Genomic DNA, 13,572 nt, shown 5'->3' on the forward strand with positions numbered 1-13,572 from the left:
CAGACTGCTTTGTCGCCGCACTTCTATGCCGCCCTTTCTTAACTTGACTTGAGCGCCGCCAACGTCTTATCCAGGCTGGCCTGATCTTCAACATTCAGATAAGGCTGGCTGCGGTCGATCTGCCGCATCAGGCCGCCGAGAACTTTCCCCGGACCTACCTCAATGAAGTGAGTGGGTTGCTGCGCAGTTAAGAGGCGGATGCACTCGACCCAGCGTACGGCTCCCGATACCTGGCGGATGAGAGCATCACGGAGAGTATCCGCGGCAGTCTCGAGCGTCGCATCGACATTGATGGCCACGGGAACCTGCGAGTCTGCGAAAGGAAGCGCCAGCAGCAGTTCGGAGAGACGGTCCTGAGCTGGCAGCATTAGTGCGCAGTGGAACGGAGCGCTGACCGGCAGCATTACGGTTCGCTTCGCACCTGCTTCCTTAGCGAGCGCGGCTGCGCGCTCAACCGCGATGACTGCGCCGGAGATGACGGTCTGCTCCGGCGAGTTGATATTGGCTGCGGAGACCACGGCTGCGGTCTCTGCAGCGGCCTTGCCGCAAAGCTCGATGACCACGTCGGCGGGCAGGCCCAGAATGGCCGCCATTGCGCCCTCGCCGGCTGGAACCGCGTCCTGCATGAAGCTGCCACGGCTGCGCACGGTGGTGACGGCATCGCGAAAAGAGATGGAGCCGGCGGCGACGTTGGCCGAGTACTCGCCGAGCGAGTGGCCGGCGACATAAGCCGGTGTGACGCCATGCGCGGCGAGCACCCGCTGGGCGGCGATGGAGACGGTAAAGATGGCCGGCTGGGTGAATTCGGTGAGGCGGAGCTGCTCCTCCGGGCCGTCGAAGCACAGCTTCGAAAGGGAGAAGCCCAGGGCGTCGTCAGCTTCCTCAAATGTCTGGCGGGCCTCGGTGAACTGTTCGAACAGATTGCGGCCCATTCCAACTGCCTGCGAACCTTGTCCCGGAAAAAGAAAAACGATCTTATTTGTGTTCATGTCGTACGTTCGTTCAGTTTACTGCGTTGCTACCGCCCCCGGCAGTTCGTCGCTAATGACTTCGAATTTCGTCAGGTCCGATTGCCCGAAGGAGGTGGTAATGGCGACATCGGAAGCATCGCGGCCGACGGCCATCAACACTCTTCCGATGCGCGGAGCGTTGTGTCGCGCATCCATGGTCCACCAGCGTCCCGACAGGTAGACCTCGTACCAGGCGCTGAAGTCCATGGGTGTATAAGACGGCGGCACGCCGATATCTCCGAGATAGCCGGTGGCGTAGCGCGCCGGAATGTTGAGGGCCCGGCAGAAGGTGACGGCCAGGTGCTGGAAATCGCGGCAGACGCCGGTGCGCTCCGTGTAGACATTGAGCGCTGTTTTAGTGGCGCGGGCGTGGTGATAGCCAAATGTGACATGCTGATGCACCCAGTTGTTGATGGCCTGCACCCGCTGCCAGCCGGGAGCCAAGCCCCCGAAGAGATCGGTGGCGATGTGCAGCATGCTATCGACTTCGCAATAGCGGCTGTTCATGAGGTAGCGCAGCACCTCATTCGGGACCTGCTCGACAGGGAGTTCGATGGCCCGGGGGTTGATCGGGTCGGGCGCTCCCGAGTCTTCAATCAGGGTGGAACTGGTCAGCTTCAACTCGCCAGGCAAGGCAACGAATCGTGAACACCGGTTGCCGAAGCTGTCGAGGTAGCTGTCCGGCAGGATGGTCGTGCCGCCCGACTCGATCCGCATATGATCGGGCTCAAGCAGGTCGTCGGTCCGCGAAGGATGGACATGCAGCATGGCGACGAAAGCCGTGCGGGCAGCCATGTAAAAACGAATATCGTAACCGAGGCGAATTAACATAGTTGCGTCAAAAGATGGTCGTAGGATGCGACCTGGCGGCGAAACGTATCTCGATCCAGTGAACATTTACTATCTGAAGAGAGGCGAAGTTCATTTTGACGTATTGTGTTGGCATTTTGACCCACCAGGGGCTGGTGATGGCGTCGGACTCACGCACCAATGCCGGGTACGATCAGGTGAATCTGTGCAGGAAAATGCACACCTTCGTGGAGCCAGGGGAGCGCTCCTTTTGTATTCTCACCAGCGGCAGTCTTTCGCTGACCCAATCTGTCATTACGCTGCTGCGTGATGAGTTTGATGCCGGTGAAGGGCTGGCAAAGGCTCGTAACTTCTATGCTGCAGCGCGAGCTGTGGGTGAGTGCGTTCGTCGAGTGGCGGAACTGGATCGTTCAGCGCTGGAGCGGGATGAATTCAACTTCAATATCAACCTGCTGCTGGGGGGCCAGATCAAGGGTGAGGCGCCGCAGCTGTATCTCATCTATCCCCAAGGTAATCCGTTGAGCGTTACCCGCGACTCTCCCTATATGCAGATCGGCGAGGTGAAATACGGACGGCCTATCCTGGACCGCGGCATCGAGGCGGGAGCGACCACGCTTGAGGTGGCTGCGATGTATGCGCTGCTGTCGTTCGACGCGACGATGCGGTCGAATGTAACGGTAGGGCCGCCTATCGAGATGCTGCTTTATGAGAATGACGCGCTGGAGTTTGACCGCTATCGCCGCTTCAAGGCCGATGACCCGGAACTGAACGTGATTCACCGGCAGTGGGAGCGGTCACTGCGCCGCGCGGTGGAGGAGTTGCCGGCTATCACCTTCAAGGCCTGTCTGCCGGACACACCCTAGACCTTCGTAGTATTCTAGTAGCTGCGCGCCCGTAGCTCAGCTGGATAGAGCGGCAGCCTCCGAAGCTGTAGGTCGCAAGTTCGAATCTTGCCGGGCGCACCATCTTCTGTCCTATCCCCCTTTTGATCGGTGACTTCCCCCAAAAGGGGGAGTTCCTTTTCGCGCGGCGGGAGCTACTCTATCTTTACTGTTCACTACAAGTTAAGCGGAAGCCAAGGGTAGATTTCAGCCCGCTGCAGGAGGAACGTACTCCTTGGGCAGGGTGGAACCGTCGCCGAAGAAATACTGCTGCATCTGCTCTACGAGAAACTCCTGCGCCTGCGGAGTCCAGGGCTGAAGGCGGTATTCATTGAGCAGCATCTTCTGGTGTTCCAGCCACTCCTGCCAGGCCTTCTTCGAGACATTGTTATAGATTTTGTGGCCGAAATCGCTGTCGAAGGGCGCCTCGTCCAACCCCTCCATCTCCTGCTTGTACTTCGCGCAAAAAACCATGTGTGCCATTTGCCTTGGTATTCCTCTCAGTCTTGATTTTAGGCAAGGCGAGAGAAAGATCAAAATTTCCTGGGCGGCTGCCGGATCAATGGGGCTTGTAAGGGCTGCCATCGGTCCACGCGGGGCGGCTGGTGGCGTTGGCGACGGTGCGGGTCAGGGTATAGAAGAAGGTGTCGAACCGGGCGGCGGCATCGAAGTCGATGGGCTGGGTGACGTCGTCCTGGGGGCGATGGTACTGAGTGGTGTACCACTGGCGGTAGCGGCGCTCTGCATCGGCGCCGGGATCGTAGCCGAAGATAAAGCCGATGGACGGAACGCCGATCTGCATGAAAGGCCAGTGGTCGGCCCGGCGGAGAAGGCTGCGCTCCGGCTCGCGATCGGCTCGCACTGTGATGTGCATGGCCGCGCCGACAGCGCGTGCCGTCTGGCCAAGGGTCGAGTCATCGATGGCAAGAGCGGTGAGGATGTGAAGCGGAAAAAGAGGCCGCAGTTGGTCGAGGTTGATATCGGCGGCGAGCGCAGTTCTGGGCACGGTGGGGTGCTGCGTAAACCAGGTGGAGCCGAGCAGACCCTTTTCCTCGCCGGTGAAGGCGCAGAAGAGAATGCTGCGCTTGAGGCCGGGATCGCCCTTGCTCCTCGCCGCATGCTGATCGTCGGCGAACTGGATCAGAAGCGCGACGTAGGCGGCATCGTCGAGGGTCCCGTTGTAGATGCCGTCGCCGAGGACCGGGGTTCCGTGGCCGTAGCCATCCAGATGGGCCGCGATGACGATGTACTGCGACTTGAGCGAGGGAGCGCTGCCGGGAAGGACAGCGAGGACGTTGGGCGAAGTGTAATCGCGGGTGATGGTGTGGGTGGTGAGGCGCAGGCGTGTCGGCAGATCGACGGAGGGTAAGGGTTTCGACTGGCCGCCGAACGTGAGGATCTGCTGCGCGTTCTGCGACGTGCCCTCCAGCAGGGCCGGAAAGACGGCGGCACTCAGGCGCATGGAGACGAAGGCTGTCGGCGCTGCATGAGTGGGCGTTGCGGCGGCGAGAGTGACGGAGCGGGCATAGGCCTCGGGCCAGCGTGGCGGCTCGATGGTGAATGCGAGGTCATCCACGGTGAGGATGCCGACCGCTCCTGCGGCGCGCACCGCCTGCATGCGGTCACTAGCGCTGGGGAGGCCGGTGCGTCGAGTGCCGAAGCAGACTGCGATTTTACCGGTGAGATTGGTGGCTTCCGCTCGGGAGCAGTAGCCGCGGAAGGCCAGAGGGGCCTCAAGCGTGGCAGGCAGCGACGCGGAAGGCGCGATGGTGATCTGCTGCAGAAACTGGAGAGGATGGTCGGGCGCGTTGGGGCGCAGCAGGGTGAAGGTGGTGCCTTGCGGGGTGACCTGCACCTCATGCAGCGGGACCTGCTGCAGGTAAGAACCGTTTTCGCCCGCAGGCTGCAGGCCCGCCTGGCGAAAGCGTTCGGCTACATACTGCGCGGCTCGCGCATAGGCGGCAGAGCCGGTGTCGCGACCCTCCATTGCATCGGAGGACAGATACTCTGTCGTGTGCCACCATGCGCGGGTGTCTGCATCGTGAATCTGGCCATCGCGCGGATGGGCCGATGTCTGGGCGGATGCGGCGGCGGAAGAAGCAGCAAGCAGGGCGAGCAGGACCAGTGCGTATCGAGGCATTTGTGCTGTAGGGTACACGGGGAAAATGAAAAGGGCCACGGCTGAGTGACGGGATGGACGGATGAATTTTGTGAGGCTGAAAGCGCGCGCGCAAAGGCCGAGGGTCTGCGGTTTGTAAGAATTCTGAAAGATGCACCGCGGAGTAAACCGTAAAATAGATCAATGAAAAACAGCCGCTCGCCGTTGTATGTAACGACGCTCATAGCGGGAGCTTTTTTCATGGAGAACCTGGACGGCACCATCATCGCTACGGCGCTTCCGCAGATGGCGCGCAGCTTTCACGTAGGTGCGGTGCGGCTCAATATCGGCATGACCGCCTACCTGCTGACGCTTGCGGTGCTGATCCCGATCAGCGGCTGGGTCGCAGACCGCTTCGGCGCGCGCTCCGTATTTGCCTCGGCGATCGGCGTGTTTACTGTGTCCTCGTTGCTCTGCGGCTTGTCTCACACGCTGACGCAATTCACGCTGATGCGCATTCTGCAGGGGCTGGGCGGAGCCATGATGGTTCCCGTGGGGCGGCTTGTGGTGCTGCGCAACACGCCAAAGGACAGGCTGACGCAGGCCATCGCCTACATTACATGGCCCGGACTTACGGCGCTTGTGCTGGGGCCGCCGCTGGGCGGATTTATCACGACCTATGCGAGCTGGCACTGGATCTTCTTCATCAATCTCCCCATCGGCCTCATCGCTTTGTATCTGGCTCTGCTCTGGATCGAGAACACACGTACGGGGGAGACGCATCCCTTCGACTGGGGGACGTTTCTCCTCGCCGGTTTCGCTTCAAGCGGGACCGTGTATGCGATGGAGAAGCTGGGCGGCGAGGGCAGGCACTGGCAGTTTCCTGCCGCGATCCTCGTGCTGAGCGTGATCAGCGGATTTCTCGCCATCGTCGTTGCGCGCCGCAGGCCGGCTACCTCGCTGATCGATTTCGAATCGCTGAAGCTGAAGTCCTACTCACTCTCGGTGTATGGCGCGAGCGCCTTTCGCACTGCTGTCACGGTGCTGCCGTTTCTGCTGCCGCTGATGTTTCAGCTCAGCTTCCGATTGAATGCGTTTCAGTCCGGACTCTACCTGCTCGCGCTCTTCGCGGGCGATCTAAGCATGAAGGCATTCGTCATCCAGGTTCTTCGCCGCTTTGGATTCCGCCGCATACTTCTCGTAAATGGAGTGATCACTTCGGGTTCGATGATTCTCTGCGGGCTGCTCAGTCCGTCGACCTCGGCGGTGCTGATTGTGGGGATTCTGTTTTTTCATGGCGCATGCCGTTCGCTGCAGTTCACCTGCATGACTACGCTGGCGTATACAGAGATTCCGCCGAGCAGGATGAGCCGGGCCAATGGATTTCTCAGCGCCATCATGCAGCTAAGCATGGGGATGGGTGTGGCAGTCGGCGCAATCACGATACGCCTTATCGCTCATGCGAACGGCCACTCTGCCGTTACACCGCAGCTTCGCGATTTCCACCTGGCGATTTTCTGTATGGCGGTGCTGGCGCTTGGCCCGGTCTTTGACAGCCTGGGGCTTCGACCGGATGCAGGAGCAACCACGAGCGGACACCTCCAGCCGGAGATGGAAGTTAACCCGGCGTAACCGGCAAGCGTCTGCAGGCAGGTATAGTGGGGGCATGAAAGCTACGCTTGGAGCCGTCAGGCTTCGACTCGGCACTGTGGGAACACTCCTGCTCTGCCTCGCGCCCATGCTCCGGGGGCAGATGGCGCCAGACGCTGCGCGCGACTATACGGCGAAGCATAAGGCTGAGCTTCTGCAACAGTTCAGCGACCTGCTGTCCATCCCCAACGTTGCGGCTGACCCTGCGAATTTGAGGCGCAATGCAGATGTGCTGCGTGAGATGCTCCGGAAGCGGGGAGTCGACTCGCGACTGCTCTCTCTGCCCGGCGCTCCTTCGGTTGTCTACGGGCAGATCAGCGTGCCCGGAGCGCAACACACGATTGTGTTTTATGCGCATTATGATGGGCAGCCGGTCACGCCGTCAGAATGGGAGGGCGGTTCCCCGTTTACGCCCGTGGTTCGCGAGGTAGATGGGGCACGACGCATTTATGCCCGGTCAGCCGGGGATGATAAGGCTGCCATCTTTGCCCAGTTGACGGCGCTCGATGCACTCAGGGAAGCGCATATTCCGCTGAAGGCGAATATCCGTTTTGTATGGGAAGGCGAAGAGGAGGCTGGATCTCCGCATCTGGAGCAGATACTGGATGCCAACCGGGACTTGATCCATGGCGATGTCTGGCTGGTGTGCGATGGCCCGGTAGATCAGAGCGGAAAGCAGACGGTTGTCTTCGGCGCGCGAGGAGATACGCACCTCCAGATAACCCTCTACGGCCCGCATCACGGGCTGCATAGCGGACACTACGGCAATTGGGCTCCTAACCCTGCGATGATGCTGGCGCAATTGCTGGCGGGGATGAAAGACGAGAACGGCCGCGTGCTCGTGCCGCACTTCTACGACGGAATTGCGCCACTCTCCGCAATCGAAAAGGAAGCGCTGGCCAAGGCCCCGGTCAACGACACAATGCTGATGAAAGCGTTCTGGCTGGGACATACGGACGGTTCGGGAGCGCATCTGCTGGAGCTGATCAATCAGCCTTCTTTGAACATCAACGGACTCTCTTCCGGTCAGACGGGTGCGAAGGCCGCAAACGTAATTCCGCCCACGGCTACCGCGGACATTGATCTGCGACTGGTGGTGGGCATTGACTGGCGCGAACAACAGCAGCGGGTGATCGACTTCATACGGTCGCGCGGATACTTCATTGTGGAGAGCGAGCCCAGCCGCGAGACTCTGCTGGCGCACAGCCGGGTGGCGAGAGTGGTGCGCGACCCGGCCAGCTACAACGCTGTGCGCACGCCGATGGATCTGCCGATTGCGCAGGAAGTCATCCGCGCTGTAGAGCAGGCGAGAGGCGAAGTTGTGCTGCTGCCTACGATGGGCGGGAGTGTTCCCTTAGGCGCCATGGAGCGTGCAGCGAGAACGCACACGATCACGGTGCCGATTGCGAACTACGACGACAACCAGCACGCCGCCAATGAGAACCTGCGCCTGCAGAATCTGTGGGATGGGGTGGGAACGATGGCTGCGCTGCTGGAGATGCAGTAGTCGAGCTGCTGTGCAGAGACCGGGGACCGCATGCCTTCAGGCGCATGGCTAACAATAGAAGAGATGAGTTGATGAAAGGGAGTGGCAGAGAGGAAGGATGCTGGCGGAGAGAGGGGGATTCGAACCCCCGATAGAGCTTTTGACCCTATAACGGTTTAGCAAACCGCCGCCTTCAGCCACTCGGCCATCTCTCCGGCTGTTATCTTTGTGAATTATACCTGCATCAGGCGTCTTCGCATGATTGTAGGATAAAAGTCCGCATCACAAACGCAGTGACATTCAGAGGTTACCGAGCCATATGCCCAGCACTACCCTTCATTTCGTTCGTAAAGCGGCAGTATCATCCATGGCTGCGCTGCTTTGTGGCACGCTTCTCTCCTGCGGTTCGAGCCAGAAGTCGATGTCCTCTTCCGGGTCAAGCACAGAGAATGCGGGGAACTTCACTACCACCGTGTTTATCGGTGACTCGCTGACTGCGGGCTTTCAGAATGGTTCCCTGCTCGACACTCAGCAACCGAATGGCTGGGCCAACCTGGTCGCTACCCAGGCGAAGGCGGCCATTACGCTGCCGCTGATTGCGCCGCCGGGAGCACCCGCCGTTTTGCAGTTGGTGAGCCTGGGACCGCCGCCCGTCATCAACTCCGCCAGCGGCGTGACTACCGGGCGCGATAATCCTTCAGCGCAGCCGACCGACCTTGCCGTTCCCGGGCACAAGCTGAATGACCTGATCAATGCTGCGCCTACTGCTGCGCCTTCGACGGCTGAAGATATCATCACGAACCTGGTGCTGGGTTTCCCGCTGGGCAACAGCAATACCCAGTTGCAGGAAGCAGTTGCGCTGCAGCCAACGACGCTCTTTGTCTGGATCGGCGCCAATGATGCGCTGGTCGCCGATGACACGGGTATGCCGAGTTCGATGACGCAGGTAAGCAGCTTCACCACGCTCTACACCCAGATGATGCAGACGCTGACCACCAAGACGAAGGCGAATCTGATCGTCGCGAACATTCCCGATGTGACTCAATCGCCGGTGTTGACGCCTGCCGCTACCGTGCTCGCGGAAATCTCAGCATCGAGCGGAATTCCGCAGGCGACGCTGAGCGCGATGCTCGGCATCACGGCTGGAGATCTGGTGAACGCTACGGGACTGCAGGAGGCGCAAAAGATCGTCGCCAGCCAGCAGCAGGGGCCCATCGACGATGCCGGGTTCCTGTCTGCGGCAGAGGTTTTGCAGGTGCAGCAGACGATCGACCAGTACAACCAGGTGATCGCGCAGCAGGTTGCAGCAGCCGGGGGCACGCTCGTGGACATCCACGCGCTCTTCGCGAAGCTGGCGGCCGGCATCACCATCAACAACTACAATGCCAGCCTCAACTTCCTGGGAGGACTTGTGGGCCTGGACGGCGTGCACCCGACGAACACGGGCTATGCGCTGGTGGCGAACGAGTTCATCGACACAATGAATTCATCGCTTAAGACGACCATCCCGGATGTCGATGTTTCCGCAATCGCATCTGCCGACCCGCTCTTTGGGCCGAATATCAAGCCATCGGGAAGCCCAAATGTAATGATTCCGCTGAATGCAGCCCAGCGGGCCGGTGACATGATTCGCGGATGGAAGCCTCGCTAGGAGGCTTTGCCCAGCAGGTGCTGCTCGGCGCGCAACCAGTCATGCTCGGCGGAGCCATGGGGGCGGCCGTTCTCATTCCAGAACTGCTCGGCGAGGCGGGAAATCTCCTCGTGCGTGGGACGGGGAACTGCAACCGGCCCGGGAGTTGTGGCCTTGGCGGTCGTCTTCGCTTTGGCTGCAGGCTTCGCGGTGCCCTCGGCTACGGGCTTACGGCGCTTCGTCGCGGTCTTGGTGGCGTCGGCGGTCGGCATGGTTGAATGTCTCCTTCGGGATACTTTGTTACCTCTTATGATAAGCGAAAATGGGGCAAATGTGCCTCTTCTCGTATCTTAAGGGTTACTCTACGGCCAGCGCCGGCCGGATACTTTCCCACCATGCGTCGAAGGCTGCAAGTGCTCGTTCGCACTGCATGCGGTGACGTTCACGCTTGTCCCGCACCTTGCGCCTGAGCTCTTCTTCGAGGGGCTCCAGCAGGTCAAAGGTGATGTTTGCGGGCTGAAACCGTTTGGGATCAGCACCCGTGATGTAGTTGACGAGTGAGCCAATAGCAGTCTGCCTCGGAACAGGTGCAACTTCGCGACCCAGCGCAGCTCCGGCTGCAAAGATGCCCGCGAGCAGGCCGCCTGCGATGGATTCGGTATAGCCTTCAACTCCGGAGATCTGCCCGGCGAAATAGATGCCCGGGTGGTCGCGGAGATTGAGATGCGGGGTGAGAACGCGCGGCGCGTTGATGTAGGTGTTGCGATGGATCTGGCCGTAGCGCAGAAACTTCGCATTTTCAAGGCCGGGGATGAGCCGCAGGATGCGCGACTGCTCGCCGTAGCGGATGTGATTCTGGAAGCCGACCAGGTTATAGGAGTCGGCGCGCATGTTTTCACAGCGCAACTGGACGACCGCCCAAGGAGTCTTTCCGGTTCTGGGGTCGCGCAGGCCGACGGGCTTCATGGGTCCAAAACGCAGGGTGTCGCGTCCGCGCCGGGCCAACTCTTCTATGGGCAGGCAGCTTTCAAAGTAGGGGAGCTTTTCCCACTCCTTGCCCTCGACGGTTTCGGCGCTGACGAGCGCCTCATAGAAGGTGTCGTACTCCTCGCGGGTCATGGGGCAGTTGATGTAGTCGGCGGTCCCCTTGTCCCAGCGTGCGGCGAAGTAGACTCGCTCCATGTCGATGGAATCGGCGTCGACGATGGGGCTGATCGAGTCGTAGAAGGCCAGATGATCGGAGCCAGTGAGCCGTGCAATCTCGTCTGAGAGCGCGGAGGAGGTCAGGGGGCCGCTGGCGACGACCGTGATGCCATCCTCGGGGTTCAGGCTGGTGACCTCTTCGCGATGCACAGTGATGATCTGTGGATGAGCCGTGACGGCTTCGCCGATGAGCCGTGAGAACTCAACCCGGTCGACGGCCAGGGCATGACCCGCGGGCACTGCGCTCGCGTCGGCAAACTTGAGGAGCGAGGAGCCGGCGCGGCGCATCTCCTGCTTCAGCAGCCAGGGAGCGGTGTTTTTACTCTCGGACTTGAGGGAGTTCGAGCAGACGAGTTCGCCGAAGTCCTCCGTCTGGTGCGCAGGCGTGGAGCGCACGGGGCGCATTTCATAGAGGTCAACGGCCACGCCGAAACGCGCGGCGGTGAGAGCCGCCTCGGGCCCGGCGAGGCCTCCGCCGATGACGTTGATGCGAGGGGCGCTCAAGCCTTTGCCCCGGAGTCAGCAAGCGCCTGAATAGAGTCCCCGGTCACGCGCATCTTGCGCCACTCCGGGATCATGACGGCGCCGAGGGACTGATAGAACTCAATGGCGGGCTGATTCCAGTCGAGCACGTCCCACTGCAACCGGGCACAGCCGCGTTCGGCTGCGATGGCTGCTACGCTGGTCAGTAGCTTCTTGCCGATGCCGCGTCCGCGGAATTCCGGCTTCACGAAAATGTCTTCCAGGTGGAGGCTGCGGCCCTCCCAGGTGGAGTAGACGGGAAAGTACAGCGCGAAGCCGGCCGGCTCGCCATCTGCCTCTGCGATGATGCAGTCAAACCACGCATCCGGTCCGAAGCCATCCCTGAGGAGTTCGCGCTCGGTAAGCCGCGCGGCGTCGGGTTCGCGTTCATATTCGGCGAGCGCGCGGATCAGGGAAAGGATCAAGGGAACATCATTCTTTTCGGCAGGGCGTAAGGAGATCATTACCTCAAAGTATAAAGACCCTTGCGGGAAAACTGGCCGGCCCAGCCTGTTGGGGATGTTTTATCCCGGAGCGTGGCTTGAGTTGATGCACTCTCAGATTGTGCCGCCTTATCTCACTCTGCGGGATAAAGGTGTAGTGTTCATGGCGAATTCAAGATATAACTTCGGATACGCTGACCCGAGACTCGCTGCCACTGCTCCTTGCTTGCAGAGCAGTGGATGGACGGGTAGATGCATATCTACAGGTACGAGGGTGATATGAGTATCACCGTTACATCGCAGGATGCGCGCTATAACACTCTGAAACGAAGCCGGAACCTGCGATGGCCCGCACAGGAAACAGATGCGGTCAGCAGCATTGAGCTGTGCGAGACAGCGGAGGATGCCGCCCGTGCTCTTCAGAAGATCATCGACGCGGGCGTCCGCCCGACCATACGAAGTGGCGGCCATTGCTATGAAGACTTCGTGGTCAACAACAGCGGCGGAACTATTCTCGACCTGAGCCTGCTATCCGTTGCGCATCTTCCTGAGGATGGGAAGCGCTATCGCATAAGTCCCGGCAGACAGCTGGGCGATGTTTATCTCGACCTTTACAAGCGGTATGGCGTGACGATCCCGGCGGGGAGCTGCTATAGCGTAGGCGCGGGAGGACACATCTGCGGTGGCGGATATGGATTGCTTTCGCGACTCCACGGGCTCACTGTCGACTGGCTCTCTGCCGTGGATATCCTGACCGTTGACGCGCATGGAAAAGTGATCCTGCGTAGAGTCGATGCCAAGCATGATCCGGATCTTTTTCGCGCATGTCGAGGTGCGGGAGGCGGCAACTTCGGAGTTATCACGGGATTTCTGTTTGACGATCTACCTCCGGCGCCGCAGGAGGTCGTGGACGCCGGAATATCTTTCAGCTGGGATGAAATGACGGAAAGCCGCTTCATCTCCATCGTTACCAAATATGGGGGATACCTCGAGACGCAGGCAAAGGCGCCTGATACGTGGGGGCTCTTCACCATGTTCGGGCTTACGCACAAATCAGCGGAACACCTCAGCCTGTCGCTCCAGTTCTGTAACCCTGATGGCACGTGCCGCGATTTGAGCGTAGTGAATGAGTTCCTCGAAATCTTCCGATCCTGCGGAGGGTCCTCCACTGCAGTCATGGCTCCGGCGCGCCATGCTGCCCGCGAATCCGCAGGGCTGCTCTGCCCTGAAATGCGGCCCATGACCCGGCGCAGGTATCTGGAAGCGACCGCGAGCATTTCAGGAAGCGGCGGCATACGCGCGAAGTACAAGTCGTCGCACATGAAGCGCAATTTCACGGAAGCGGAAGCGCGGTGCATCTATAAACATCTGACGATGGATGTGCCGGGCGTTGATATGCGAGCCAACTACCTCGCGGTCGACTCCTATGGCGGCGCCGTGAACCGCGCCTCACTGGTTGAGGAGACGGCGAGTTGGCAAAGGTCCTCGATCATGAAGCTGCAGTTCGAGTCCTACTGGGCGCACGAGGAGGAAGATAAGGCTCGCCTGCAATGGGTGAGGGATTTCTACAACGACCTCTACTCCGATCCGGGTGTGAGTGCGGAGTTTGCCCATACGCCTTATCCGGGAGATCGCTATGAAGGTTGCTACATCAACTATCCCGATTGCGACATGCTGGCTCATAGCTTCTGGCCGCAGCTTTACTACGGCGATCAGGGGCTCTACCCATTTCTGCAGGCGGTGAAGCGCAAGTACGATCCAAATAATATCTTCCACCATGCAATGTCAGTTCGGGCGTGAAAGCGGCGCTGCTCGGAAAGCGGCGTTGCCTTGAAGAGG

General features: G+C 60.2%; 12 protein-coding genes and 2 tRNA genes. 6 read left to right on the plus strand and 8 right to left on the minus strand.

Annotated elements, in window-relative coordinates:
• Positions 1–38: 38 nt before the first annotated feature.
• Entirely contained in the window at positions 39–989 is a 951-nt protein-coding gene (gene fabD, locus C7378_RS11230) for an ACP S-malonyltransferase (RefSeq protein ID WP_131996411.1), read from the minus strand.
• An 18-nt stretch (positions 990–1,007) separates the two neighbouring features.
• On the minus strand, positions 1,008–1,841 hold the full coding sequence (locus tag C7378_RS11235; RefSeq protein WP_131996414.1) for a transglutaminase-like domain-containing protein: 834 nt from the start codon (positions 1,839–1,841) through the stop codon (positions 1,008–1,010).
• Positions 1,842–1,936: 95 nt separating this feature from the next.
• Here C7378_RS11235 and C7378_RS11240 point away from each other — a divergent pair, with 95 nt between their 5' ends.
• Both C7378_RS11240 and C7378_RS11245 read left to right on the plus strand, forming a co-directional pair.
• Positions 1,937–2,683: a proteasome-type protease gene (locus tag C7378_RS11240; protein WP_131996417.1), complete on the plus strand. Its 747-nt coding sequence runs from the start codon at positions 1,937–1,939 to the stop codon at positions 2,681–2,683.
• 25 nt (positions 2,684–2,708) lie between these two features.
• Positions 2,709–2,785 (plus strand) — tRNA-Arg (locus C7378_RS11245).
• 123 nt (positions 2,786–2,908) lie between these two features.
• Here C7378_RS11245 and C7378_RS11250 read toward each other — a convergent pair.
• Together C7378_RS11250 and C7378_RS11255 are read right to left on the minus strand one after the other, a co-directional pair.
• Entirely contained in the window at positions 2,909–3,184 is a 276-nt protein-coding gene (locus tag C7378_RS11250) for an oxidative damage protection protein (RefSeq protein WP_131996420.1), read from the minus strand.
• A gap of 76 nt (positions 3,185–3,260) precedes the next feature.
• Entirely contained in the window at positions 3,261–4,841 is a 1,581-nt protein-coding gene (locus C7378_RS11255; RefSeq protein ID WP_131996423.1) for a M28 family peptidase, read from the minus strand.
• Between the two features lie 162 nt (positions 4,842–5,003).
• Here C7378_RS11255 and C7378_RS11260 point away from each other — a divergent pair, with 162 nt between their 5' ends.
• Positions 5,004–6,431, plus strand: a complete 1,428-nt coding sequence (locus C7378_RS11260) for an MFS transporter (protein ID WP_131996426.1) — start codon at positions 5,004–5,006, stop codon at positions 6,429–6,431.
• A gap of 34 nt (positions 6,432–6,465) precedes the next feature.
• Positions 6,466–7,956 (plus strand): M20/M25/M40 family metallo-hydrolase, encoded by a 1,491-nt coding sequence (locus C7378_RS11265; protein WP_243648199.1) that lies wholly within the window; start codon positions 6,466–6,468, stop codon positions 7,954–7,956.
• 101 nt (positions 7,957–8,057) lie between these two features.
• On the opposite strand, the gene C7378_RS11270 is transcribed toward C7378_RS11265, so the two are convergent.
• Positions 8,058–8,150: transfer RNA gene (locus tag C7378_RS11270), tRNA-Ser, on the minus strand.
• A 152-nt stretch (positions 8,151–8,302) separates the two neighbouring features.
• On the opposite strand from C7378_RS11270, the gene C7378_RS11275 reads away from it, so the two are divergent.
• Positions 8,303–9,586 carry an SGNH/GDSL hydrolase family protein gene (locus C7378_RS11275; RefSeq protein WP_165876764.1) on the plus strand — a complete coding sequence of 428 codons (1,284 nt, stop codon included), beginning with the start codon at positions 8,303–8,305 and terminating at the stop codon, positions 9,584–9,586.
• Here C7378_RS11275 and C7378_RS11280 read toward each other — a convergent pair.
• The 3 genes from C7378_RS11280 to C7378_RS11290 form a co-directional block, all read right to left on the minus strand.
• Positions 9,583–9,837 carry a DUF2934 domain-containing protein gene (locus C7378_RS11280; RefSeq protein ID WP_131996432.1) on the minus strand — a complete coding sequence of 85 codons (255 nt, stop codon included), beginning with the start codon at positions 9,835–9,837 and terminating at the stop codon, positions 9,583–9,585. The two genes, C7378_RS11275 and C7378_RS11280, sit on opposite strands and share 4 nt — an antisense overlap.
• Positions 9,838–9,922: 85 nt before the next feature.
• Positions 9,923–11,272 (minus strand): methylenetetrahydrofolate--tRNA-(uracil(54)-C(5))-methyltransferase (FADH(2)-oxidizing) TrmFO, encoded by a 1,350-nt coding sequence (gene trmFO, locus C7378_RS11285; RefSeq protein WP_131996435.1) that lies wholly within the window; start codon positions 11,270–11,272, stop codon positions 9,923–9,925.
• Positions 11,269–11,754 carry a GNAT family N-acetyltransferase gene (locus tag C7378_RS11290; protein ID WP_131996438.1) on the minus strand — a complete coding sequence of 162 codons (486 nt, stop codon included), beginning with the start codon at positions 11,752–11,754 and terminating at the stop codon, positions 11,269–11,271. The genes trmFO and C7378_RS11290 overlap by 4 nt, the downstream gene beginning before the upstream one ends.
• 258 nt (positions 11,755–12,012) lie before the next feature.
• Between C7378_RS11290 and C7378_RS11295 the strand changes: the two genes are divergently transcribed.
• On the plus strand, positions 12,013–13,533 hold the full coding sequence (locus tag C7378_RS11295; RefSeq protein ID WP_131996441.1) for an FAD-binding oxidoreductase: 1,521 nt from the start codon (positions 12,013–12,015) through the stop codon (positions 13,531–13,533).
• The last annotated feature ends 39 nt before the right edge of the window (positions 13,534–13,572 follow it).

Origin of the sequence: Acidipila rosea, from assembly GCF_004339725.1 — a bacterium.
GTDB classification, from domain to species: domain Bacteria; phylum Acidobacteriota; class Terriglobia; order Terriglobales; family Acidobacteriaceae; genus Acidipila; species Acidipila rosea.

What these genes read in the sequence shown, in the direction of transcription:
- fabD (WP_131996411.1), bottom strand. Translation starts at nt 989, where the DNA reads ATGAACACAAATAAGATCGTTTTTCTTTTTCCGGGACAAGGTTCGCAG.
- C7378_RS11235 (WP_131996414.1), bottom strand. Translation starts at nt 1,841, where the DNA reads ATGTTAATTCGCCTCGGTTACGATATTCGTTTTTACATGGCTGCCCGC.
- C7378_RS11250 (WP_131996420.1), bottom strand. Translation starts at nt 3,184, where the DNA reads ATGGCACACATGGTTTTTTGCGCGAAGTACAAGCAGGAGATGGAGGGG.
- C7378_RS11255 (WP_131996423.1), bottom strand. Translation starts at nt 4,841, where the DNA reads ATGCCTCGATACGCACTGGTCCTGCTCGCCCTGCTTGCTGCTTCTTCC.
- C7378_RS11260 (WP_131996426.1), top strand. Translation starts at nt 5,004, where the DNA reads ATGAAAAACAGCCGCTCGCCGTTGTATGTAACGACGCTCATAGCGGGA.
- C7378_RS11265 (WP_243648199.1), top strand. Translation starts at nt 6,466, where the DNA reads ATGAAAGCTACGCTTGGAGCCGTCAGGCTTCGACTCGGCACTGTGGGA.
- C7378_RS11275 (WP_165876764.1), top strand. Translation starts at nt 8,303, where the DNA reads ATGGCTGCGCTGCTTTGTGGCACGCTTCTCTCCTGCGGTTCGAGCCAG.
- C7378_RS11280 (WP_131996432.1), bottom strand. Translation starts at nt 9,837, where the DNA reads ATGCCGACCGCCGACGCCACCAAGACCGCGACGAAGCGCCGTAAGCCC.
- C7378_RS11290 (WP_131996438.1), bottom strand. Translation starts at nt 11,754, where the DNA reads ATGATCTCCTTACGCCCTGCCGAAAAGAATGATGTTCCCTTGATCCTT.
- C7378_RS11295 (WP_131996441.1), top strand. Translation starts at nt 12,013, where the DNA reads ATGAGTATCACCGTTACATCGCAGGATGCGCGCTATAACACTCTGAAA.